This window comes from Pseudomonas sp. A125, assembly GCF_055409485.1.
The window spans coordinates 40137-62011 of record NZ_JBUZVP010000013.1 but is presented as its reverse complement, the minus strand read 5'-3'; the positions used below and the strand labels follow the sequence as shown (position 1 = coordinate 62011).

The following is a 21875-nucleotide window of genomic DNA, read 5'->3' as shown; positions in this document are numbered from 1 at the left end:
GATGACTGAAAACCTGATCGAGATTCGCGATCTGAGCGTCGCCTTCAACGGCCAGACCGTGGTGCGCAACCTGTGCCTGGACGTACGCCCCGGCGAGTGCCTGGCGCTGGTGGGCGAGTCGGGTTCGGGCAAGTCGGTGACCGCCCATTCGATCCTGCAACTGCTGCCCGAAGCCGGCACCGACACCACCGGCTCGGTACGTTATCGCGGCCAGGAACTGCTCGGCGCCTCGCCCGCCACCCTGCAAAAGCTGCGGGGCAACCGGATTGCAATGATTTTCCAGGAGCCGATGACCTCCCTCAATCCGTTGCACAGCATCGAGAAACAGATCGGCGAAACCCTGCTGCTGCATAAGGGCCTGGGCGGCAAACAGGCGCAGGCGCGGATCCTTGAATTGCTCGAACTGGTGGGCATCCAGAAGCCCCGGGAGCGCCTCAAGGCTTACCCCCACCAACTCTCCGGCGGCCAGCGCCAGCGGGTGATGATTGCCATGGCCCTGGCCTGCGAGCCGGAACTGTTGATCGCCGACGAACCCACCACAGCACTGGATGTGACCGTGCAGCGCAAGATCTTGCTGCTGCTCAAGTCCCTGCAACAACGCCTGGGCATGTCGCTGCTATTGATCAGCCACGACCTCAACCTGGTGCGCAGCATTGCCCAGCGGGTGTGCGTGATGAAGGCCGGGGAGATTGTCGAGCAGGCAGAGTGCGAAACCCTGTTCTGCGCCCCCAGGCACCCTTACAGCCGCTTGCTGCTGGATGCCGAACCGGCGGGCATCGCCCTGAGCCACGACACGCGCGAAACGGTGTTGCAGGTGGATGACCTGAGCGTGCAGTTCCCGTTGGGTGGCGGGCTGTTGCGCCGCAAGCAGTACCTGCAGGCCGTGGACGGCATCAGCCTGACGGTGCAGCGCGGCAAGACCTTGGGGATTGTCGGCGAGTCCGGCTCGGGCAAATCGACGCTGGGCCTGGCGATTTTGCGCTTGCTGGATTCCAGCGGCACGATTCGTTTCCAGGGTGCGGCCCTCGAGGGCCTGACGCAAAAGCAGATGCAGCCGTGGCGCAAGCAGATGCAGGTGGTATTCCAGGACCCGTTCGGCAGCCTCAGCCCGCGGATGTCGGTGGCGCAGATCATCAGCGAAGGCCTGGAAGTGCATGCCCCGTGCAGCCTCAAGGACCGCGAAGCCCAAGTGATCCGCGTGCTGGAAGACGTGGGCCTGGACCCCGCCAGCCGCCATCGCTACCCCCACGAATTCTCCGGCGGCCAGCGCCAGCGCATCGCCATTGCCCGCGCGTTGGTGCTCAAGCCGGCACTGATGCTGCTGGATGAACCCACCTCGGCGCTGGACCGTACCGTGCAAAAACAGGTGGTGGCCTTGTTGCTTGAGCTACAGGAAAAGTACGGCCTGACCTACCTGTTTATCAGCCATGACCTGGCGGTGGTGCGGGCCCTGGCCCACGACATGATCGTGATCAAGGACGGCAAGGTGGTGGAACGCGGGCCGAGCGATGAAGTGTTTGCCGCGCCGCAACACCCCTACACCCAGGAACTCCTCGCGGCGGCGCACCCATGAACACCACCGGCAGCCTCAAGGATTACCCATACGTTCGCGGCCTGGCGATCCAGTCATTGTTCCAGATCATCGAGCAGTCCAGCGAAGGCACGGTGATTGTCGACGGCGACGCGAATATTGTCTGGATGAACGAGCGCTACGCCAAGCGTTTCGGCCTGAAAAGCGCCAATGAGGCCATCGGCCAACCCTGTGAACAGGTGATATCCAACAGCCTGTTGCGCCAGGTGGTACGCAACGACCAGCCCATTTTGCTGGACATCCAGGACACCCCCAAAGGCCCGCTGGTGGTGATGCGCCTGCCGATTCACGACGATGCCGGCAAGGTGATCGGCGCGATCGGGTTTGCGCTGTTTGATGAGCTGCGCAACCTGTCGCCGCTGATCGAGCGCTACCTGAGCATGCAGCAGGAACTGGCTTCCACCCGGTCGTTATTGAGGTCGCGGCAGAGCAAGTACAACTTCGCGCACTTTATCGGTACCAGCGCGGCCAGCCTGGAAGTCAAACGCCGGGCGCGGCGCAGTGCGAGCGCGGATTCGCCGGTGTTGCTGCTGGGAGAAACCGGCACCGGCAAGGAATTGCTGGCCCAGGCGATTCACGGTGCATCGCCTCGCGCCCACAAAGCCTTTGTGAGCATCAACAGCGCGGCCATTCCGCATGATTTGCTGGAAGCTGAATTCTTCGGCACCGCCCCCGGCGCGTTTACCGGCGCCGACCGCAAGGGTCGCCCCGGCAAGCTGCAAATTGCCCAGGGCGGCACGCTGTTTCTCGATGAGATCGGCGACATGCCGCTGCCGCTGCAAAGCAAGTTGCTGCGCGTGTTGCAGGAGAAAGAGTACGAGCCGGTGGGTTCCAACGAGATGATCCACAGTGATGTACGGGTAATTGCTGCCACGTCGATGGATCTGGAAGCGGCGATCAAGCGCGGCGAGTTTCGGGCAGACCTGTATTACCGGCTGAATGTGCTGCCAATCCAGGTGCCGCCGTTGCGTGAGCGGCTGGATGACTTACCGGCGCTGAGTGAGGCGATTCTGGAGGAGTTGCGCAGCCAGCATGAACTGGACCGCGAGGCGTTGGCGTTGCTGGCGCAGCATGCGTGGCCGGGGAATATCCGCGAACTGCGCAATGTGCTGGAGCGGGCGGCGTTGTTGAGTGATGACCTGGTGCTGGATGCCCGTGAAATTCGCGCGGCGATTGGTACGTTCAGCCCGGTGGGGCACAGTTCGGTGGAGACCGTTGAGGGCGAGCGTTTCAGTGCGGCCAGGGAGCGCTTTGACCGCCAGGTGATTGGGGCGGCGTTGAAGGCGTGTGAGGGCAATGTGGTGGAAGCGGCGAAGCGTCTGGGGCTGGGTCGGTCGACTTTGTACAAGAAAATGGTCGCGCTGGGCATCGCCTAGTCTCATACATGAGACAGAAATCTCACATCAAAGACAACCTACTGTGGGAGCTGGCTTGCCTGCGATAGCGGCCGGCCAGCCGACACATTCTTCAGCTGAAAAACCGCCATCGCAGGCAAGCCAGCTCCCACATTTGATCAGCGCCAGTCTCAAATCAGAGACAAACTTCAAAATCCATAACTAATAAAACAACATTATCTTTATATTTCAACAAGTTAATAACTTGGCACACATCTCGCTATAGCCCATCCCTACTGCCTCACCCCCACAAAAATAACAATCAGATGGAGACACACCATGAGTGTGATCATTGCCCTCGCGGCCCTGGCGCTGCTGATGCTGGCCGCCTACCGTGGCTACAGCGTCATCCTGTTCGCCCCCATCGCCGCCCTCGGCGCCGTGCTGCTCACCGACCCTTCCGCCGTCGCACCTGCCTTCACCGGGGTGTTCATGGAAAAAATGGTCGGCTTTCTCAAACTGTACTTCCCGGTGTTCCTGCTCGGCGCAGTGTTCGGCAAGCTGATTGAAATTTCCGGCTTCTCGCGCTCCATCGTCGCCGCCGCCATCCAGTTGCTCGGCACCCGCCAGGCGATGCTGGTGATCGTGCTGGTGTGCGCTCTGCTGACCTACGGCGGCGTATCGCTGTTCGTGGTGGTGTTCGCGGTGTACCCGTTCGCCGCCGAGATGTTCCGCCAGAGCAATATCCCCAAGCGCCTGCTGCCGGCGACCATCGCCCTCGGCGCGTTCTCGTTCACCATGGACGCCCTGCCCGGTACGCCACAGATCCAGAACATCATCCCCAGCACCTTCTTCAACACCACCGCCTGGGCCGCGCCGTGGCTGGGACTGATCGGCACCATTTTTGTGTTCTGCGCCGGCATGCTGTACCTGGCCCGCCAGCGCAACAAGGCCCAGCGTGCCGGTGAAGGCTATGGCACCGAGCTGCGCAACGAGCCGCAGACCGCCGAAGACATCAAGTTGCCCAATCCGTGGATCGCCCTGTCGCCACTGCTGCTGGTGGGCATCATGAACCTGTTGTTCACCCATTGGATTCCACTGTGGTACGGCAAGACCCACACCCTGAGCCTGCCGGGCATGAGCGCGCCGGTGCAGACCGAAGTCGCCAAGCTGACGGCCATCTGGGCGGTGCAGGCGGCGTTGCTGGTGGGGATTATCGTGGTGCTGATGTTTGGCTTCTCGGCGATTCGCAGCAAGCTCGCCGAGGGCAGTAAAAGCGCAGTCAGCGGTGCGTTGCTGGCGGCGATGAACACCGCTTCGGAATACGGTTTTGGCGCGGTGATCGCCTCCTTGCCAGGCTTCCTGGTGCTGGCGGACTGGCTCAAGGGCATCCCCAACCCGCTGGTCAACGAAGCAATTACCGTGACCCTGCTGGCTGGTATCACAGGCTCCGCCTCGGGCGGCATGAGCATTGCGCTGGCGGCCATGTCGCAGAGCTTTATTTCAGCGGCCCATGCGGCCAATATCCCTCTTGAAGTGCTGCACCGGGTCGCGGCCATGGCCAGCGGCGGCATGGACACCCTGCCCCACAACGGCGCCGTGATCACGCTGCTGGCGGTCACCGGGCTGACCCACCGCGAAGCCTATAAGGATATTTTCGGCATCACGATCATCAAGACCCTCGCGGTGTTCGTGGTGATTGGTACTTTCTACGCCACCGGCATTGTGTGAGGTTGATATGACGACATTGAACGGCAAGACCGCCCTGGTCACCGGCTCCACCAGCGGCATCGGCCTGGGCATCGCCCTGAGCCTGGCCAAGGCCGGCGCCAACCTGATCCTCAACGGTTTCGGCGACGCCAGCGCGGTGATCGCCCAGGTGCAGGCCTTTGGCGGCAAGGTCGGGCATCACCCCGCCGACGTCAGTGACCCGGCGCAGATCGCTGAGATGATCGCCTACGCCGAGCGCGAGTTTGGCGGCATCGACATCCTGGTGAACAACGCCGGGATCCAGCATGTGGCGCCGGTGGATGCGTTTCCGGTGGAGCGTTGGGACTCGATCATTGCGATCAACCTGTCGTCGGTGTTCCACAGCACCCGCCTGAGTTTGCCAGGCATGAAGGCCAAAGGCTGGGGGCGCATTGTCAACATTGCCTCGGTGCACGGCCTGGTGGGTTCGGTGGGCAAGGCGGCCTACGTCGCTGCCAAGCACGGGGTGATCGGGCTGACCAAGGTGGTGGGCCTGGAGACGGCCCAGAGTAATGTCACCTGCAACGCCATTTGCCCGGGCTGGGTATTGACGCCACTGGTGCAGAAGCAGATTGACGATCGCATCGCCACCGGGGTTGACCCGCAGCAGGCGCAGCAGGATCTGCTGGCCGAGAAGCAGCCGTCGCTGGAGTTCGTGACGCCACCGCAACTGGGGGAACTGGTGTTGTTCCTGTGCAGCGAAGCCGGCAGCCAGGTGCGTGGCGCGGCGTGGAATATCGACGGCGGCTGGCTGGCCCAGTAAGTATTCATCAGTGACGCTTTTGTGGCGAGGGAGCTTGCTCCCGTTGGGCTGCGCAGCAGCCCCAAAACCTGCAACCGCGCTTTATCTGAAAGACCGCATGAGCATTGCTGGGGCGGCTTCGCCACCCAACGGGAGCAAGCTCCCTAGCCACCTTTAGAGCATCTTTGCTGTCGATACATAACAAGAGGCGAATAATGTCCGACATCCTCTGGCAACCTTCCCCCGAGCGCATCCACACCACCCGGATGGACCAGTTCCGGCGCTTTATCAATGATCGCCATGCCTTGCAGATCAGCGACTACCCGGCCCTGCACCAGTGGAGCATCGATCAGCGGCCAGACTTCTGGCAGGCGATTGTCGAATTCTTCGACGTGCAGTTCCGCACGCCACCCAGCGCGGTGTTGATCGAAGGCGCCGAGATGCCCAGCGCCCAGTGGTTTCCCGGCGCGACCCTGAACTTTGCCGAACACCTGCTGCGCCGCCGCGACGATCACCCCGCCGTGGTCGCCATCAGCGAAGACGGCCAACGCGAACAACTGACCTACGCCGAACTGGCCCGCCACGTTGCCGGCCTGCAACGCAGCCTGCGGGCAGCCGGTGTGGGCATGGGTGACCGGGTGGCCGCGTGCATGCCCAACACCTGGCAAACCCTGGTGGGCATGCTCGCCACCACCAGCCTCGGCGCAATCTGGTCATGCTCCTCGCCCGACTTTGGCACCCAGGGCGTGATCGACCGCTTCGGCCAGATAGAACCCAAGGTGCTGATCACCTGCGCCGGCTACCGCTATGCCGGCAAGGTTACCGACCAGAGCACCAAGCTCAATGAAATCCTCGACCGCCTGCCGTCCCTGCAACAGCTGATCATCGTGCCGTACGCCCGCCCGCAAGCGCGTCCCGAGGATTATCAGACCCGGGCCGCGGTTGCACTCTGGGACGACTTCTACAGCCCCGGCGACCAGCCCGACTTCGTCGCCGTGCCGTTCGATCATCCGCTGTACATCCTGTATTCCAGCGGCACCACCGGCGTGCCCAAGTGCATCATCCACGGCACCGGCGGCGTTCTGCTTACCCACCTCAAGGAACACGGCCTGCACGCCGACCTGTCGCGCGATGACTGCCTGTTCTACTACACCACCTGTGGCTGGATGATGTGGAACTGGCTGGTGTCGGTGCTGGCCATCGGCGCCACCGCCGTGCTGTATGACGGCTCACCTTTTCACCCCGGCCTGGAACGCCTGATGGACCTGATCGATGAGGAAAACATCAGCGTATTTGGCACCAGTCCGAAATTCCTCGCGACCCTGGAAAAAGCCGGCCTGCAACCGCGCCTGAGCCATGACCTGGGCAGCCTCAAAGGCTTGATCTCCACCGGCTCACCGCTGTCGCCCCAGAGCTACGACTATGTGTACCGCGAGATCAAGCCTGAGCTGTGTCTGTCGTCGATGTCTGGCGGTACCGACATCGTCTCCTGCTTCGTGATCGGCAACCCGGTATTGCCGGTGCGCCGCGGTGAGATGCAGTGCAAGAGCCTGGCGATGGCCATCGAGGTGTGGGACGACCAGGGCCGCCCGCTGGTCGGTGAAAAGGGCGAGTTGGTGTGCACCCGACACTTCCCGGCAATGCCCATCGGCTTTTGGAATGACCCGCATCAGGAAAAGCTGCGCGCCTCGTATTTCAGCCAGTTCCCCGGCGTGTGGTGCCAGGGTGACTACGCCGAACAAAGGCCCAACGCCAGCTTGTTGATCCATGGCCGCTCGGACGCCGTGCTCAACCCCGGCGGCGTACGCATCGGCACCGCCGAGATTTATCGTCAGGTAGAAAAGGTGCCGCAGGTACTGGAAAGCCTCGCCATCGGGCAGCGCTGGCAAGACGACGTGCGGGTGGTACTGTTTGTGCGCCTCGACGACGGTGTAGAACTCGACGACGCCCTGGAGCAGCAGATTCGCCAGGTGATTCGCGCCAACACCACACCGCGCCATGTACCGGCGAAGATCCTGGCGGTGACGGACATTCCGCGCACTATCAGCGGCAAGATTGTCGAACTGGCGGTGCGCAACGTGGTGCATGGCGAGGCGGTCAAAAACACCGACGCCCTGGCCAATCCCGAAGCCCTGGAGCAATTTCGTGATCGCCGGGAACTGACAGAAAGATGAAACGTTTTAGCCCTTAAGCACTCACTTTGAAGACAAACCCCTCAAGCATGCTATTTTTCGAGGGTGGATCGCCGTTCCCCACTCGCGGGATAATCGGTTTTTGTCATTTTTCAAGCGTAACGCGCAGGGCATTTACATGAACGTATCACCCACCGGCAGCGAAGCCGCGGCACTGATTGCGCGGCTGGACTGGGCACGAAGCCCCCTCGGTGACGCCATTGATTGGCCGCAGAGCCTGCGTACAGCCGTCGACATCGTGATTCATTCACCCATGCCGATGCTGTTGCTGTGGGGCGCCGAACTCACCCAGATCTACAATGACGGCTTTGCAATGCTGGCCGGCAACAAGCACCCTGGTGCCTTCGGCCAGCCTGCCGACCTGGTCTGGCCGGAAATGAAACCCTTTACCGACCCGATCTACAGCGCCGTGCTCACGGGCCAGGTGCGCACCTTCACCGAACAGCGCTTCGTGCTGCAGCGCAACCACCGCGACACCGAGATCTGGCTCGACCTGACCTACAGCCCGATCCGCGACGAGCGTAGCGAGGTGGCCGGGATCCTGATCACCGCCATCGAAACCAACGAGCGCCGGCGCGTTGCCCTTGAACTGCAACAACGTACCGAAAACAGCCTCCAGGCCCAGCGCAACACCGAGCAACGCCTGCAACTGGCCTTGTCCGCCACTGACGCCGTGGGTACCTGGGATTGGGACATTGGCGAAGACCGCTTTATCGCCGACGCGCATTTCGCCCAACTGCACGGCGTTGGCCCCTGCGATGCCGGCCTGTTGCCGATCAGCGACTACCTGCAAGGCGTGCACCCCGAAGACCGTGGCATGGTGGCCCGCAGCATCAAGCACTGCATCACCCACGGCACTGAATACGCCGAGGAATACCGCCTGCTGCAAGCCGATGGCGAAGTGCGTTGGGTGTTTGCCCGGGGCCGTTGCTACAAGGATCATCAGGGCCGGCCGGCGCGGTTTCTCGGCGCCGCCCTGGACCTGACCGAACGCAAGCACACCGAACAGGCCCTGCGCCAAAGCCAGACCGAGCTGCAGTTGATCATCAACGCGATGCCGGTGCTGATCGGCTACGTCGACCATGAGCAACGCTTTCGCTTGAACAACAGCGCCTACCTAGACTGGTACGGCATGACCCCGCAGGAGCTGTTCGGCAAGTCCATCCGCGAGGTGCTGGGCGATGAAGTGTATGCCGGGCGCGTCGATAAGATCGAAGCGGCGCTCAAGGGCAAGGCCTGCAGTTTTTTCACCGTCACGCCTCATCATGACGGGCGGCCACGGCACGCGCTGATGAAGTACTTGCCGCGTTTCAGCGCCGACGGTTCGGTCAATGGCTTCTACATTTTTGTGATCGACGAAACCGAGCGCAAACTCACCGAAGAAGCCCTGCGCCACCTTAACGAAAACCTGGAAGAGCGCGTAAGCCAGCGCACCCAGGCGCTGGCCGAAGCCAACCAGCGCCTGCAAAACGAAATGTTCGAACGCGAGCGCGCCGAAGACGCCCTGCGCCACGCCCAGAAAATGGAAGCGGTTGGCCAGCTCACCGGCGGCATCGCCCATGACTTCAACAACATGCTCACCGGGATCATCGGCAGCCTGGACTTGATGCAACGCTACATCGCCGCCGGGCGCAGCGATGAGATCGGCCGCTTCACCGACGCGGCAGTGTCCTCGGCCCATCGCGCCGCCGCGTTGACCCACCGCCTGCTGGCGTTCTCGCGGCGCCAGTCGCTGGACCGCAAGCCGGTGGACCCGAACCAGTTGGTGGCTTCCCTGGAGGACCTGTTCCGCCGCACCAAGGGCGCGCACATCGAACTCAAGGTGCACCTTGGCACCGACGTGTGGCCGGTGAATACCGACGCCAGCCAGTTGGAAAATGCCTTGCTCAACCTGGTGATCAACGCCCGCGATGCCATGCCCGACGGTGGGCAATTGTGCATCGAGACCGCCAACAGCTACCTGGACGGCACTGACATCACCACCCTGGAGCCGGTCAAGGCCGGCGACTATGTGATGCTCGGCGTGAGCGACAACGGCGCCGGCATGACCGCCAAGATCCTCGCCAAGGCCTTCGACCCGTTTTTCACCACCAAGCCCATCGGCCAGGGCACCGGCCTTGGGCTGTCGATGATTTATGGGTTCGCCCAGCAATCGGGTGGCCACGTCACGATTCAAAGTCAGCCGGGCCAGGGCACTTGCGTGCGCCTGTACCTGCCGCGCCTGCATGGCACAGCACTGGAACGGAGCGTGCCCGCCAGCCAGGGCGAAGCCCCTGTCGCATTGGAAGGTGAAGCGGTGGTGGTGGTAGAGGACGACCCGGCGGTGCGGATGTTGGTGGTGAATGTGCTGGATGAACTGGGCTACACCGCGCACCAGGCGGCAGACGCCCGGGCGGCGTTGCCGTTGCTGGAGTCCGATTTGCGCGTGGACTTGCTGGTGACCGACGTGGGTTTACCTGGGATGAACGGCCGGCAACTGGCGGAAATCGCCCGGCAGCATCGGCCCGAACTCAAGGTACTGTTCATGACCGGATATGCCGAGAAAGCCGCTGAACGCCGGGGGTTCCTGGAGGAAGGTATGGACATGGTGGCCAAGCCGTTTTCGATTGACCTGCTGGCTAATAAAATCCGCAGCATGATCAATGCAGCGACTTAACTTCAGGCATAATCGCGCGCCGTTTCACCCGAGGACCGTTCAATGAAAGCCCAAGCCCGTCACATTCTGGTGAAAACCAGCGAGGAAGCCGAACAGCTCAAGCAGCGTATTGCCAAGGGCGAAGCGTTTGATGTGCTGGCCAAGAAGTACTCCACCTGCCCGTCTGCCAAGCGCGGCGGCGATTTGGGTGAAGTGCGCCCGGGGCAGATGGTGGGGGTGATTGATGCGGTGATCTTCAAGAAGCCCGTGAAGGTGGTTCATGGGCCGATCAAGAGCAAGTTCGGGTACCACCTGGTGCAGGTGTTTTATCGGGATTGATAAGCTTGTCGTGGCGAGGGAGCTTGCTCCCGCTGGAGTGCGAAGCGCTCCCGGCTTTTTTGGGGCCGCTACGCAGCCCAGCGGGAGCAAGCTCCCTCACCACAATAGATAGCGTCAGTCTCTAGGGATCAGTGCACCGTGCACCTGAATCACCCGGCTCGCGAGCCGATGCCCGGCCAATGCGGCCTCTTCGGGCGAACCGCCCTTGAGCCGGCTGGCCAGGTAAGCTGCACTGAACGAATCCCCCGCCGCCGTAGTGTCGACCACCTTCTCCACTACCAGCGCCGGCACCTCGAATCGCTCACCTGCACAACGAATAAAACACGCATCCGCCCCACGCTTGAGCACCACCTCCGCAATCGTCGGGTACGCCGCAAACACCTGCTCGCTGTCTTCATACCCAAACAACGCACGCTCGTCATCTTCCGTCAGCAAGGCGATATCCACCTCGGCCAACACCGCGTGATACGCCGCGCGTGCGGCGTCCACGCTGGCCCACAGGCGTGGCCGGTAGTTGTTGTCGAACACCACCTTGCCGCCGCGCTTGCGGGTTTCGATCAGGGTTTCCAGCAGGCGCGCACGGCCCACTTCGCCTAGCACCGCCAGGGTGATGCCGCTGAAATACACCACGTCGTACGTCGGCAACGCTGCCAGGATCGGCTCGGCCGCCGGTGTGGTGAAGCAGTCGCGCACGGCCGCTTCGTTGCGCCAGTAGAGGAATTTGCGCTCGCCGTTGGCATCGGTCTGGATGCAGTACAAACCCGGCAGGCGCCCCGGCAGGCGCTGGACCATGCCCAGGCCCAGGCCCTCTGCGGCCCAATGTTTGCACATGGCGTCGCTGAAGCTGTCGTCGCCCAGGGCGGTGACGTAGTCGACGGCGCTGGCGCCACCCAGTTCGCGGCGCAGGTAGACGGCGGCGTTCAGGGTGTCGCCGCCAAAGCTTTGTTGCAGGCTGCCATCGGCGCGGTGTTGCAGTTCGATCATGCATTCGCCGATGAGGGCGATGCGCGGTTTTGTATTCATGTCTGGGGCTCTCGGTGTACTTGAGGGCCTCATCGCGGGCAAGACCGGCTCCCACAGTTGACCGTGTTGTACCTGAAGGAACACGCTCGATGTGGGAGCTGGCTTGCCTGCGATGGGCGCGACTCGGTCTAGAAGCAGGTATGCAGGCTTTCGATCACCTGCAACTGCTCATCCACCAGATTACCCACTTGCCATTTGTCGAAGGTCAGGCACGGGTGGGAAGTACCGAACGAGATGATGTCGCCGATGCGCAACTCAACGCCTGGGGCCACCACCATGAATGCATGCTGGTCCATCACGGCGGTGACCTTGCAGGCGGTCACGTCATCGCCCACTGCCGGCAGCACGCCAGCCTTGTAGCGCTTGAGTGGCACCGGCAGGCCGGCGTCGTAGGCAACGTCGCGCTTGCCCAAGGCGATCACCGCGAAGCCCGGCTCCGGCAGGGACTGCACATGGGCCCAGACTTCCAGCGCCGGGCGCAGGCCTTCGTTGAGGTCGCTGCGACGGTCCAGCACACAGCACTGCGCTTCTTTGTAGATGCCGTGGTCGTGGGCCACGTAGCTGCCCGGGCGCAGCACGCTGAGGAAGCGGCCAGCGGCGTTCTGGGCTTCGAAGGATTCGGCGATCAAGTCGTACCAGGCCGAACCCGAGGCGGTGATGATCGGTTTGCCGAGGTCGAAGGCACCGCTGTTTTGCAGGTCGACGGCTAGGCGCACCAGGGAGGCAGCGAATTCGCGGATACCGCTGATGGCGTGTTCGCCGTGGATCACTCCTTCGTAGCCTTCGATGCCGGTGAGGGCCAGCGCAGGCTGGGCCTTGATCGCCCTGGCCAGGTCGAGCACCTGTTGTTCCGTGCGGCAACCGCAGCGCCCGCCAACCACGCCGTATTCGATCATCACGTTCAGGCGCAGGCCACGGGCGGCGAAAAATACGCCCAGGTCGGCGACGTTGTCCGGGTGGTCGACCATGCAATGGAAGTCGAATTCCGGGTCAGCCAGCAAGTCGGCGATCAACGCCATGTTCGGCGCGCCCACCAGTTGGTTGGCCATCAACACCCGACGAACACCGCCGGCATACGCGGCGCGGGTCTGCACCGCGTTGGCCAGGGTAATGCCCCAGGCGCCCTGCTCGATCTGCCGCTGGAACAGCGCTGGCATCATGCTGGTCTTGCCGTGGGGCGCCAACTGCGCGCCGCTGTTGCTGACAAAATCCTGCATCCAGCGGATGTTGTGTTCCAGCGCCTCGCGGTGCAGCACCAGGGCTGGCAGGCTGACGTCACGGACCAGATGCGCACCGACTGCAGCGGCACCTTTTCCAACGGCATTGAAGGCAGTCATAGCAGTTTTCCTATTCGTTTTATGCGGCGTCGTTAATGCGACGGCCCAGGTTGTTGGCGCTGTCGATCAGCACCCGGCGATAGTCGTTGTAGTTTTTGATGGCATCGGCCCGTGGGGCCACGATGCACAAGGTCGCGATGCTGATGCCTTGGGCATCCCGAACCGGGGCGGCAAAGCAATGGGTAAAGGTGTCGGCGACGCTGTCGAAGGAGAAGAATCCGTCGAGGGTGGCCTGGCGAATTTGCCCGAGAAAGGTTTCCAAAGGCAGACGTTGACCGTCCGGGAGGATGTAGTCGTCGTAGTCGATCAGGTCGATGATTTGCTGGTCGCTCAGGTGGCCCAGCAGCAGGCGGCCAGAGGCGGTCCAGGGAATCGGGGCGTTCTCGCCGATATCGGAGGAAATGCGGAAATGCCGCTCGCCTTCGCGCATCAGGGCCACGGTGTATTTGCGCCCATTGAGCAGGCACATCTGGGCGGTTTCGTGGGTCTGGCTGACGATTTCCTGCAGGGCGTGGTCGGCCTCGCGGGTCAGGTCGAAATGGCGCAGGTGGGCCTGGCCGAGGAAGTACAGCTGACGGCCGAGGTAGACGTGACCGTCCTTGCCGACGGTTTCCAGAATACGTCGTTCCAGCAGCGAGGCCACCAGTTCGTAGACCGTGGACTTGGGGCTGCCAATGCCGCTGGCGATATCATTCGGGCGCAGGGGCTGGCCGATTTCCTTGAGGAAATCGAGGATATCGAACGCCCGGTCGAGGCCTTTGGCGCGGCGTTTGATGGTGTCTTCGGTCATGGCAGTTTCGGGTCCCGTCAAAGTCGTGTTACTTGGCTAAATGCATCATTTGGGCTAGCTGGATTCAATGTGGGAGCTGTCGAGCCCTGGCGAGGCTGCGATGCAGGCGCTGCGGTCTGACAGGCCACCGAGGTGATCCCATCGCAGCCTCGCCGGGGCTCGACAGCTCCTACGCTGGACTGGCCCCTGGCATTTAGCCTTTTTTCTTGTAGGCCACGCAATCAATCTCAACCTTGCAATCGACCATCATATTCGCCTGTACGCACGCCCGTGCCGGGGCGTGTTCGGGGTTGAAGTATTCGCCGAACACCTTGTTGAAACTCCAGAAGTCCCGTGGGTCTTCCAGCCATACACCTACGCGCACCACGTCTTCCAGCGCGTAGCCGGCTTCTTCAAGGATGGCCACGACGTTTTTCATGGTCTGGTGGGTTTGCTCAACGATCCCGCCGGTGATGATTTCACCGTCCACCGCCGGCACCTGGCCCGACACGTACAACCAGCCATCCGCTTCCACCGCGCGAGCGAAAGGACGAGGCTGGCCACCGCCTGCGGTGGCGCCGGTGCCGTAACGAGTAATGCTCATAAAAATTCTCCTGAAGGTGATGAATTAAAAACGAATGTTCTTGAGAAATTCCGCCAGTCGCGGTGACTGCGGGCGCTCGAAGATATCTTTCGGCGGCCCCTGCTCTTCAATGCGGCCCTGGTTCATGAAGACGATCTTGTCCGAGACTTCATAGGCAAAACGCATTTCGTGGGTGACCAGCAACATGGTCATGCCCTCTTCCGCCAACCCTTTGATCACACTGAGCACTTCGCCTACCAGCTCCGGGTCGAGCGCCGAGGTGACTTCGTCGAACAGCATCAGGCTCGGGTTCATCGCAATCGCCCGGGCGATCGCCACGCGCTGTTGCTGGCCGCCCGATAGCTGGCCGGGGAAGTGGTTGCGCCGTTCCAGCAGGCCGACACGGTCCAGCCATTTTTCGGCCAGTGCAACCGCCTCGTCCTTGCCCATTTTCTTGACCTTGAGCAGGCCCAGGGTGACGTTCTGCAAGGCGGTCAGGTGCGGGAACAGGTTGAATTGCTGAAACGCCATGCCGGTCATCGCACGGTGCCGGGAAATCACGCGTTCCGGGTGGCGTACGCGCTTGCCGCCGACGTCGCTGTAGCCGATGGACTCGCCGTCGAGGGTGATCTGCCCACCCTGGAACTCTTCCAGCAGGTTGACGCAGCGCAGCAGCGTGGTCTTGCCCGAGCCGCTGGAGCCGATCAATGTCACGACGTTGCCGCGCTGCATGCTCAGGTCGACACCCTTGAGCACTTCTACCGGGCCGTACTGTTTACGCAGGCCGCGAATGTTCAGCAGTGGTTGGCTGTTGTTTATGGATTGATTCATGGCAAAGCCACCCGCTTTTCAATGTAACGCCCCAACAATTCGATGGCGTAGTTGATGACAAAAAACATAAAGCCTGCGAACAGGTAGAACTCCAGGGTCATGAAGGTCCGGGCAATGACCTGTTGGGTGCTGAGGAGCAGCTCGGCCACGCCGATCACCGACAGCAAGGTAGAAGCCTTGACGATTTCGGTGGACGAGTTGACCCAGGTCGGCAAGATTTGCCGCAAGGCCTGAGGCAGCAGCACGTAACCCAGGGATTGGTAAAACGTCAGGCCAATGGCCTTGCCCGCTTCCAGTTGCCCTTTGGGAATGGCTTGCAGCGCGCCGCGCACAATCTCGGACACGTGGGAGCCACAGAACAGCGTCAAGCCCACGGCGCCGGCCTGGAACGCGCTGATCTGCCAGCCAAGCGCCGGCAGCATGTAGAAGCACGCCAACACCAGCACAAACACCGGCGTACCGCGGATCAGGTCGACGTACAGCCGAAACGGCGCACGCATCCAGAATTTGCCGTAGGTCAGCACCAACCCGGCGACAATGCCGATCAAGGTGCCGAAGATAATGGCCAGGGCCGAGCAGTAAACGCTGGTCTGGAACCCCGCCCAGAGGGTTTCCCGGGCGATCCACAACTCATGCAGCCAGCTGGGGGATTCGTACATGGGCGCTCCTTAGCGGCGAATCGCCAAACGCTGTTCCAGGTAACGGAGCAGCATGGCAATGAGGTAACAGGCAGCCACGTAGAGCGCGGTCGTGACCATCCAGGTTTCAATCACCCGGTAGCTTTCGACGTTGATCTTGCGGGCGTAATAGGTCAGCTCCGGCACCGCGATCGCGGCGGCCAGGGAGGTGTCCTTGAACAGCGAGATGAAGTTGTTCGACAGAGCCGGCAGCACGTTGCGCAGCATCACCGGCACGGTGATGTACGCGCGGATGCGCCATTCGCCCAGGCCGATGGCCAGGCCCGCCTCACGCAACCCCTTGGGAATGTTCAGCAAACCTGCGCGGAATACTTCGGTCAGGTAGGCACCGGCGTACAGCGACAGGGTGATGATGAACGAGGGGATCTTGTCCAACCGGATACCCAGGCTTGGCAAGGCGAAGTAGATCAACAGGATCAGTACAAGAATCGGGGTGTTGCGGATCACCGTCACATACACCGAGGCCAGGATGCGCAGCGTACGGTGTTTGGACAGCATGGCAAACGCCATCAACAGGCCAATCACGCACCCGATGGCGATGGACAGCAGTGCCAGTTCAAGGCCCAGGCCGAGCCCCGCCAGCAAGCTGGGGAAGTCGCGCCAAACAGCGGCAAAGTTCAACTGATAGTTCATGGTCAGCAGTACCTGATTGGGGCGCCGTCAGCGACGCCCCAGCGTTTACGAATTACTTGAACTCAACCGGGAAACCAATCGCAGGCTCTGGCAGATCCACACCGAACCATTGCTTGAACGAGGCCTTGTACATCGGGAATTCCACGCCGGTCATGGCTTCGTGCAGCGCGGTGTTGACGAAGTTCAGCCAGTCCTGGTCGCCACGCTTGACGGCGCACGCGTAGGTTTGCGGGCTCCAGGCGTAGCTCGGGCTGCGGTAGCGGCCCGGGTTTTGCACCATCAGGTACTTGACCGAGGACTGGTCGGTGGCGGCGGTGTCGGCACGGCCGGAGTTCACGGCCTGGTACATCAGGTCGACGCTGTCGTACTGGTCGACCTTGGCTTTAGGCAAAGCCTGGTGCACCAGTTCTTCGGCATAGACGTTTTGCAGCACGGCCACGGTGACGCTGTCGCCGGCGGCTTGCAGGTCTTCGATCTCTTTGTATTTGCTGTTGGCCGGCAGCAGCAGGCCCACGCCTTCGCGGTAGTACGGCAGGGTAAAGGCCACTTGCTGCGCACGGCTGGCGGTGACGGTGATGAACTGGCAGCTCATGTCGACCTTGTCGGTCAACAGGTTGGGAATGCGGGCGTCGGAGGACTGCACCACGTACTCGACTTTGCTTGGGTCGTTGAACAAGCCCTTGGCCACGATGTGGCCGATGTCGATATCAAAACCCTGCAACTTGCCATCCGCTCCCTGGAAGTGCCACGGCGCATTGGTACTGCCTGTACCCACGATCAGGTGCCCACGCTTGAGCACTGTATCGAGCTTGCTGTCCGCTGCATGCACTACGCTTGCGAGGGAAGCCGATGCGGCGAAGAGAAAAACACACGCTTTAAACACGGAAGGTCGGTGATGCATGACAGGCACTCCAGGAATTGTGTATTCCGCTATACCGGAACTTGGTATGTAACAACGGAATAGACAGCAGAAAGTGTGCCATACGCGGTAACAGAAAAATATTGCAGGATTAATTTCTTTTTAAATCAATGAGATAAAAGTTTATCGCAGATAAGGCATTGGGCCACTCGGTGCGAGCAGATTGCTACCGTTGGCCACATACCGGGTGACAGGCCACATTTGGGTGCGGGCGCGGTTCGTTACCGTGCACAAAAGCGGTGCAGTGACAGAATGGAAAAATCTCGTGCCTGGGCTAGCCTTGGCTGATGATCGGCCCCCAAGGAATGCATGCAGATGAAGATCAGCCTTGTACTTTTGTTGTTGTCGCTGGCGTTTGCCAGCAATGCCTTTGCCAAGGATGACCGGCGCGAATGCAAGGCCGAGCTGGCCAAGCTCAAGGCGGCGTTTGCAACTGACTACATGAGCCAGAACCACCATGGTTATCGCCGCGCCAAGGACGCCAAGGAGAATGGGGACTACAAGCAGTGCGTGGGGCTGGCGAAGAAGGCTCGGGAGCGGGCGGAGCGTTGAGGGCTACCTGTTAATTCTGACAGTAGACCGTGTTGATCAACTGGCTTAGCGTGGGCCATGCCCTTTTTCCAGAGGAGATCATCATGGGAATTGCAACGGAGGTGATTACCAATGCCAAGGAATATCAGCGGGTGCTTAAGTCGCACAAGACGGTGTTTATGCTGTTTGTTTCGCAGCATTGCCCGGCCTGCGGGGAGGCCGGGCCACTGTTTGAACGCATTGCCAGGAAATACGCTCGCATCGTGAAAAGCCTGGTGCTCGATACCGCCCAAACCCCAAGGCACCCCGAGGTAACTGGCACTCCCACCCTGCTGGTTTTTCAGAATGGCAAGATGATCAATAAGCTGAAGGGGTTCGACGAAAAAACGCTGAGGGAGACGTTCGCCAAGACCAGAATCATTCCAGCAACACCTGCGTGACCCGCCGCTCCTCCACTGCCACCACGGTCAGGCGCCAGCCTTCATGTTCCAGGCTGTCACCGACCACCGGCAGTCGATCCAGCAGGCTCATCACCATACCCGCCAGGGTTTGGTAATCCTGCGTCGCCTCCGCCTGGAAGCCGGTGCGTTGGCGGATCAGGTTAAGGTTCAAGGCACCATTGATCCGGAAACCACCCTCCTCCTCAACGATATCCGGCCCCTCGACCTCACTCGCATCCGGCAACTCACCGGCGATGGACTCGAGGATGTCGGTCATGCTCAACACCCCGATAAAGTCGCCAAATTCGTTGATGACGAAGGCAATGTGAGTCGACTCCTGACGCATCTGCTCCAGGGCATTGAGGATCGAAAAACTTTCCAGCAGGTTGATTGCACGACGCGCCAAGTGCTCCAGATTCGGCTCATTACCGGCCAGGTATTCTTTGAGCAACTCCTTCTTGTGCACGAAACCCAATGGCTCGTCGACGGCACCGTTGCGGACCAAGGGCAGCCGCGAGTAAGACGAATGCATTAGTTTCAGGCGGATAGTGTCGGGATCGTCCGACAGATCGATAGAGTCCACTTTAGCCCGGGGCGTCATAAGCGTGCGGATCGGCCGCTCGGCCAATTGCAACACACCGCTGATCATCACCCGCTCACGCCGGTCGAACAGCGGCCCGCCGCTGGCATCGGGGTTGTCCAGCAGGTCGGCGACCTCTTCGCCTACTTCCTCCACTGCCAAATTACGCCCGCCGAGCAAACGCATCACCGCATGGGCCGTACGCTCACGCCTCGGCAGCGTGCCCTGGGCCGACTTCTTGCGGCGCGACCGGGCGATCTGGTTGAACAGCTCGATCAGGATCGAGAAGCCGATGGCCGCGTACAGATAGCCTTTGGGGATGTGGAAGCCCAGGCCTTCGGCCGTCAGGGCAAAACCGATCATCATCAAAAAGCCCAGGCACAGCATGATCACCGTCGGGTGGGCGTTGACGAAACGGGTCAGCGGCTTGCTGGCAATGATCATCAGGCCGATGGAAATGATCACCGCGATCATCATCACCGCCAGCTCATCCACCATGCCCACGGCGGTAATCACCGCATCGAGGGAGAACACCGCATCCAATACCACAATCTGCGCAACGATCGGCCAGAACATCGCATAAGCCACATTGCCTGTGCGCTGCGCCACATGCCCCTCAAGGCGCTCATGCAATTCCATGGTGGCCTTGAACAACAGGAACACACCACCAAACAGCATGATCAAGTCACGGCCCGAAAAACTCTTGTCGAACACCTCGAACAGCGGTTGGGTAAGGGTCACCAACCACGAAATACTCGCCAGCAAGCCCAGGCGCATCAGCAGGGCCAGGGACAAACCGATCAGGCGCGCACGGTCACGCTGTTCCGGCGGCAGCTTGTCCGCCAGGATCGCAATAAACACCAGGTTGTCGATGCCCAGCACCAGCTCCAGCACAATCAAAGTCAACAGGCCGAGCCAGGCCGTTGGATCCGCTAACCATTCCATTTTTCAGTATCTCTTCAAGTTTTTCAGAATGCCGGGCACGGCAACGCACGGTCGAGGGACCGGGTAAGGGTAGGCAATCGAAAAACGGGATGCTTGGCCTGGAGGCAGGCGATCAGCGGGAACGGCGGCAGCGAATGTCTTGGGGAAAGACGACTGGGAGGCTCCGAGAGGGTGTTCATGTAGGTCCTGTTGTGGAAAAAGGACTTAAATCGTACAGATGAAACAGCAATTTCCTACAATGCAAAACTATTACAAGATCTGTTGCAAGTGGCCCGTTCAGAACGGCCCTTTCGTCATCACCCGCTCATCAATAAAGCTACGCAGCATCGCAATCCGCTGGACATAGGCTTTGCTCAGGCAACTGACTTGAGTCCCACACGTATGCCGCTTCTTAAGCCAGGCAGCCTGATCATCCATCAACGACCCGCGGCCACCCATGGCCATAAAGTGCCGATTAAGGTCATAGAGCAGCGCCATGGTCACGTCTTGATCATTCAGGGAGCGCGTGGCACAGATAGTTTTCTCGTCAGCCGCCTTCGCCTGGCCACAATCAAAACTGGCCGCCAGGCTTGCGGGGCTGAACCACAACCCGGAAAACCCGGCGAGCACTGCGAACACCGCCGGCCCAATCAAACGAACCACCATCAAAACACCTCATGTAGGAGCAAGCTTGCTCGCGATGGACGTTAACGATGACACAAGCACCCTGACACCCAACGGCGCCCTCAAATTCTTCGCGAGCAAGCCCGCTCCTACAGAGGGCTACGCGCCACACCCTGCCCAAACCGATAAATCGCCAAGCAATACCCAATCAGCGCCACCGCCGCCAGCAACCCGCCCGCCGCGCCAATCCAGGCAAACCCAAAATGGCTGCCCACCCAGCTCCCCATCAACGCCCCACCGCCAATCCCAATGTTATAGATCCCGGAAAACATCGCCATCGCCACATCCGTGGCGTCCGGCGCCAGCACCAACACCTTCGATTGCAGCGCCAGGCCAAAGCCCATGATGGCCATGCCCCAGAACACACTCAGGGTCACCAGGTACGACACCTCGCCACTCAACGGCAGCAACAACGCCAGGCACAACGCCAGAATGGTCACGGCGGTGATCAGGAAACGATGCGGGTTAAAGCGATGCACCAGGCTGAACAACAACGAACCGATGATCCCCGCACCGCCGAACACCAGCAGAATCAGGGTCACCGTATTGCCACTCATACCAGCAACACCTTCAACAAACGGCTCAACATAACTGTAGGCAGTGAACTGCGCCGTCACCACCATCGCCGTCAGCACATACAACGCCACCAGCGCCGGTCGCTTGAACAGCAGTGGCAAGCTGCGCAACGAACCGGAGTTCTGGCTTGGCAGCCGCGGCAAGGTGCGCGCCAGCCAGAACACCAGCCCGGCCGCGAACGCGCCAATCACCAAAAACGTGGTACGCCAGCCCATGGCTTCGCCCAGCAGGCGGCCCAGAGGGATACCCAACACCATCGCCAGCGAGGTGCCGGTAGCCAGCAACCCAAGGGCTTGCACCTGCTTGCCCTCCGGCGCCAGACGCACCGCGAGCGAGGCCGTAATCGACCAGAACAACGCATGGGACAGCGCAATACCCACCCGACTGAGCATCAAAATGCCAAAGCTGGTGGCCACGCTGGACAGGATATGGCTGGCGATAAACATGCCGAACAGCACGATCAACAGCTTGCGCCGCTCGACGTTGCGGGTCAGCAGCATCACCGGCAGCGAGGTCAGGGACACGATCCACGCATAGATGGTCAGCATCAGGCCGACGCTGGCGATGGGCATGTCGAAGCTCGCGCCGATGGCACTCAGCAGGCCGACCGGCACAAATTCAGTGGTATTGAACACAAAAGCGGCCAACGCGAGGGCGAAGACCGGTTGCCAGTTGGCTTGAGGTGTTGCGGCGCAAATGCTCATTTACAGGTCGTCGTACTCATGTGCGCGCGGATCTTGCCGGCCCGATGCCGCCCCTTGAGCC

20 protein-coding genes are annotated in these 21875 nt (G+C 61.1%); 9 read left to right on the top strand and 11 right to left on the bottom strand.

The genetic code is table 11. The features are described 5' to 3' along the window. Window position 1 precedes the first annotated feature (1 nt). The 7 genes from ACZRN6_RS18680 (at window position 2) to ACZRN6_RS18650 (ending at window position 10582) form a co-directional block, all read left to right on the top strand. Window positions 2–1573, top strand: a complete 1572-nt coding sequence (locus ACZRN6_RS18680; RefSeq protein WP_464008481.1) for an ABC transporter ATP-binding protein — start codon at window positions 2–4, stop codon at window positions 1571–1573. Further along, window positions 1570–2967: a sigma-54 interaction domain-containing protein gene (locus ACZRN6_RS18675; protein WP_464008480.1), complete on the top strand. Its 1398-nt coding sequence runs from the start codon at window positions 1570–1572 to the stop codon at window positions 2965–2967. Before ACZRN6_RS18680 ends, ACZRN6_RS18675 begins: the two co-directional genes overlap by 4 nt. A gap of 297 nt (window positions 2968–3264) precedes the next feature. Further along, window positions 3265–4656, top strand: coding sequence for a GntP family permease (locus ACZRN6_RS18670; RefSeq protein WP_464008479.1), 1392 nt, complete (start codon window positions 3265–3267; stop codon window positions 4654–4656). Window positions 4657–4663: 7 nt separating this feature from the next. Further along, complete coding sequence (locus ACZRN6_RS18665) at window positions 4664–5437, top strand: 3-hydroxybutyrate dehydrogenase (protein ID WP_464008478.1); 774 nt, start codon at window positions 4664–4666, stop codon at window positions 5435–5437. 194 nt (window positions 5438–5631) lie between these two features. Next, window positions 5632–7590: an acetoacetate--CoA ligase gene (locus ACZRN6_RS18660; RefSeq protein WP_464008477.1), complete on the top strand. Its 1959-nt coding sequence runs from the start codon at window positions 5632–5634 to the stop codon at window positions 7588–7590. Between the two features lie 136 nt (window positions 7591–7726). Further along, a complete protein-coding gene (locus tag ACZRN6_RS18655; RefSeq protein WP_322144693.1) occupies window positions 7727–10264 on the top strand; it encodes a PAS domain-containing hybrid sensor histidine kinase/response regulator in 2538 nt (845 codons plus the stop codon). A gap of 42 nt (window positions 10265–10306) precedes the next feature. Continuing rightward, window positions 10307–10582 (top strand): peptidylprolyl isomerase, encoded by a 276-nt coding sequence (locus tag ACZRN6_RS18650; protein WP_010173346.1) that lies wholly within the window; start codon window positions 10307–10309, stop codon window positions 10580–10582. A gap of 114 nt (window positions 10583–10696) precedes the next feature. Here the strand turns inward: ACZRN6_RS18650 and ACZRN6_RS18645 are convergent, their stop codons facing one another. From ACZRN6_RS18645 to ACZRN6_RS18610, 8 genes are all read right to left on the bottom strand, one after another. Then, window positions 10697–11605, bottom strand: coding sequence for a sugar kinase (locus ACZRN6_RS18645; RefSeq protein ID WP_464008476.1), 909 nt, complete (start codon window positions 11603–11605; stop codon window positions 10697–10699). 128 nt (window positions 11606–11733) lie between these two features. Continuing rightward, on the bottom strand, window positions 11734–12942 hold the full coding sequence (locus ACZRN6_RS18640; RefSeq protein ID WP_464008475.1) for an amino acid deaminase: 1209 nt from the start codon (window positions 12940–12942) through the stop codon (window positions 11734–11736). 19 nt (window positions 12943–12961) lie between these two features. Next, window positions 12962–13732 (bottom strand): IclR family transcriptional regulator, encoded by a 771-nt coding sequence (locus ACZRN6_RS18635; protein ID WP_322144690.1) that lies wholly within the window; start codon window positions 13730–13732, stop codon window positions 12962–12964. 193 nt (window positions 13733–13925) lie between these two features. Then, a complete protein-coding gene (locus ACZRN6_RS18630) occupies window positions 13926–14315 on the bottom strand; it encodes a RidA family protein (RefSeq protein ID WP_010173353.1) in 390 nt (129 codons plus the stop codon). Between the two features lie 24 nt (window positions 14316–14339). Then, on the bottom strand, window positions 14340–15125 hold the full coding sequence (locus ACZRN6_RS18625; RefSeq protein ID WP_322144689.1) for an amino acid ABC transporter ATP-binding protein: 786 nt from the start codon (window positions 15123–15125) through the stop codon (window positions 14340–14342). Continuing rightward, on the bottom strand, window positions 15122–15784 hold the full coding sequence (locus ACZRN6_RS18620) for an amino acid ABC transporter permease (protein ID WP_088425241.1): 663 nt from the start codon (window positions 15782–15784) through the stop codon (window positions 15122–15124). Before ACZRN6_RS18620 ends, ACZRN6_RS18625 begins: the two co-directional genes overlap by 4 nt. Before the next feature lie 9 nt (window positions 15785–15793). After that, complete coding sequence (locus ACZRN6_RS18615; protein WP_464008474.1) at window positions 15794–16456, bottom strand: amino acid ABC transporter permease; 663 nt, start codon at window positions 16454–16456, stop codon at window positions 15794–15796. 52 nt (window positions 16457–16508) lie between these two features. Next, complete coding sequence (locus tag ACZRN6_RS18610) at window positions 16509–17357, bottom strand: transporter substrate-binding domain-containing protein (protein ID WP_464008473.1); 849 nt, start codon at window positions 17355–17357, stop codon at window positions 16509–16511. 333 nt (window positions 17358–17690) lie between these two features. Between ACZRN6_RS18610 and ACZRN6_RS18605 the strand changes: the two genes are divergently transcribed. Continuing rightward, window positions 17691–17927: a hypothetical protein gene (locus ACZRN6_RS18605; RefSeq protein WP_322144687.1), complete on the top strand. Its 237-nt coding sequence runs from the start codon at window positions 17691–17693 to the stop codon at window positions 17925–17927. An 83-nt stretch (window positions 17928–18010) separates the two neighbouring features. Next, window positions 18011–18346, top strand: coding sequence for a thioredoxin family protein (locus ACZRN6_RS18600; RefSeq protein ID WP_322144686.1), 336 nt, complete (start codon window positions 18011–18013; stop codon window positions 18344–18346). Here the strand turns inward: ACZRN6_RS18600 and ACZRN6_RS18595 are convergent. From ACZRN6_RS18595 to ACZRN6_RS18585, 3 genes are all read right to left on the bottom strand, one after another. Beyond that, entirely contained in the window at window positions 18324–19871 is a 1548-nt protein-coding gene (locus ACZRN6_RS18595; protein WP_464008472.1) for a TerC family protein, read from the bottom strand. The genes ACZRN6_RS18600 and ACZRN6_RS18595 overlap by 23 nt on opposite strands. A 276-nt stretch (window positions 19872–20147) precedes the next feature. After that, window positions 20148–20516 (bottom strand): lysozyme inhibitor LprI family protein, encoded by a 369-nt coding sequence (locus ACZRN6_RS18590; RefSeq protein ID WP_322144684.1) that lies wholly within the window; start codon window positions 20514–20516, stop codon window positions 20148–20150. A gap of 107 nt (window positions 20517–20623) precedes the next feature. Beyond that, window positions 20624–21814, bottom strand: a complete 1191-nt coding sequence (locus tag ACZRN6_RS18585; RefSeq protein WP_322144683.1) for a sugar transporter — start codon at window positions 21812–21814, stop codon at window positions 20624–20626. Between the last annotated feature and the right edge of the window lie 61 nt (window positions 21815–21875).

Excerpts from the sequence above, each read along its gene's own strand:
- ACZRN6_RS18655 (WP_322144693.1), top strand. The coding sequence starts at position 7,727 with ATGAACGTATCACCCACCGGCAGCGAAGCCGCGGCACTGATTGCGCGG.
- ACZRN6_RS18585 (WP_322144683.1), bottom strand. The coding sequence starts at position 21,814 with ATGAGCATTTGCGCCGCAACACCTCAAGCCAACTGGCAACCGGTCTTC.
- ACZRN6_RS18645 (WP_464008476.1), bottom strand. The coding sequence starts at position 11,605 with ATGAATACAAAACCGCGCATCGCCCTCATCGGCGAATGCATGATCGAA.
- ACZRN6_RS18620 (WP_088425241.1), bottom strand. The coding sequence starts at position 15,784 with ATGTACGAATCCCCCAGCTGGCTGCATGAGTTGTGGATCGCCCGGGAA.
- ACZRN6_RS18635 (WP_322144690.1), bottom strand. The coding sequence starts at position 13,732 with ATGACCGAAGACACCATCAAACGCCGCGCCAAAGGCCTCGACCGGGCG.
- ACZRN6_RS18595 (WP_464008472.1), bottom strand. The coding sequence starts at position 19,871 with ATGGAATGGTTAGCGGATCCAACGGCCTGGCTCGGCCTGTTGACTTTG.
- ACZRN6_RS18670 (WP_464008479.1), top strand. The coding sequence starts at position 3,265 with ATGAGTGTGATCATTGCCCTCGCGGCCCTGGCGCTGCTGATGCTGGCC.
- ACZRN6_RS18630 (WP_010173353.1), bottom strand. The coding sequence starts at position 14,315 with ATGAGCATTACTCGTTACGGCACCGGCGCCACCGCAGGCGGTGGCCAG.
- ACZRN6_RS18680 (WP_464008481.1), top strand. The coding sequence starts at position 2 with ATGACTGAAAACCTGATCGAGATTCGCGATCTGAGCGTCGCCTTCAAC.
- ACZRN6_RS18610 (WP_464008473.1), bottom strand. The coding sequence starts at position 17,357 with ATGCATCACCGACCTTCCGTGTTTAAAGCGTGTGTTTTTCTCTTCGCC.
- ACZRN6_RS18660 (WP_464008477.1), top strand. The coding sequence starts at position 5,632 with ATGTCCGACATCCTCTGGCAACCTTCCCCCGAGCGCATCCACACCACC.
- ACZRN6_RS18590 (WP_322144684.1), bottom strand. The coding sequence starts at position 20,516 with ATGGTGGTTCGTTTGATTGGGCCGGCGGTGTTCGCAGTGCTCGCCGGG.
- ACZRN6_RS18625 (WP_322144689.1), bottom strand. The coding sequence starts at position 15,125 with ATGAATCAATCCATAAACAACAGCCAACCACTGCTGAACATTCGCGGC.
- ACZRN6_RS18615 (WP_464008474.1), bottom strand. The coding sequence starts at position 16,456 with ATGAACTATCAGTTGAACTTTGCCGCTGTTTGGCGCGACTTCCCCAGC.
- ACZRN6_RS18640 (WP_464008475.1), bottom strand. The coding sequence starts at position 12,942 with ATGACTGCCTTCAATGCCGTTGGAAAAGGTGCCGCTGCAGTCGGTGCG.
- ACZRN6_RS18665 (WP_464008478.1), top strand. The coding sequence starts at position 4,664 with ATGACGACATTGAACGGCAAGACCGCCCTGGTCACCGGCTCCACCAGC.
- ACZRN6_RS18675 (WP_464008480.1), top strand. The coding sequence starts at position 1,570 with ATGAACACCACCGGCAGCCTCAAGGATTACCCATACGTTCGCGGCCTG.
- ACZRN6_RS18605 (WP_322144687.1), top strand. The coding sequence starts at position 17,691 with ATGAAGATCAGCCTTGTACTTTTGTTGTTGTCGCTGGCGTTTGCCAGC.
- ACZRN6_RS18650 (WP_010173346.1), top strand. The coding sequence starts at position 10,307 with ATGAAAGCCCAAGCCCGTCACATTCTGGTGAAAACCAGCGAGGAAGCC.
- ACZRN6_RS18600 (WP_322144686.1), top strand. The coding sequence starts at position 18,011 with ATGGGAATTGCAACGGAGGTGATTACCAATGCCAAGGAATATCAGCGG.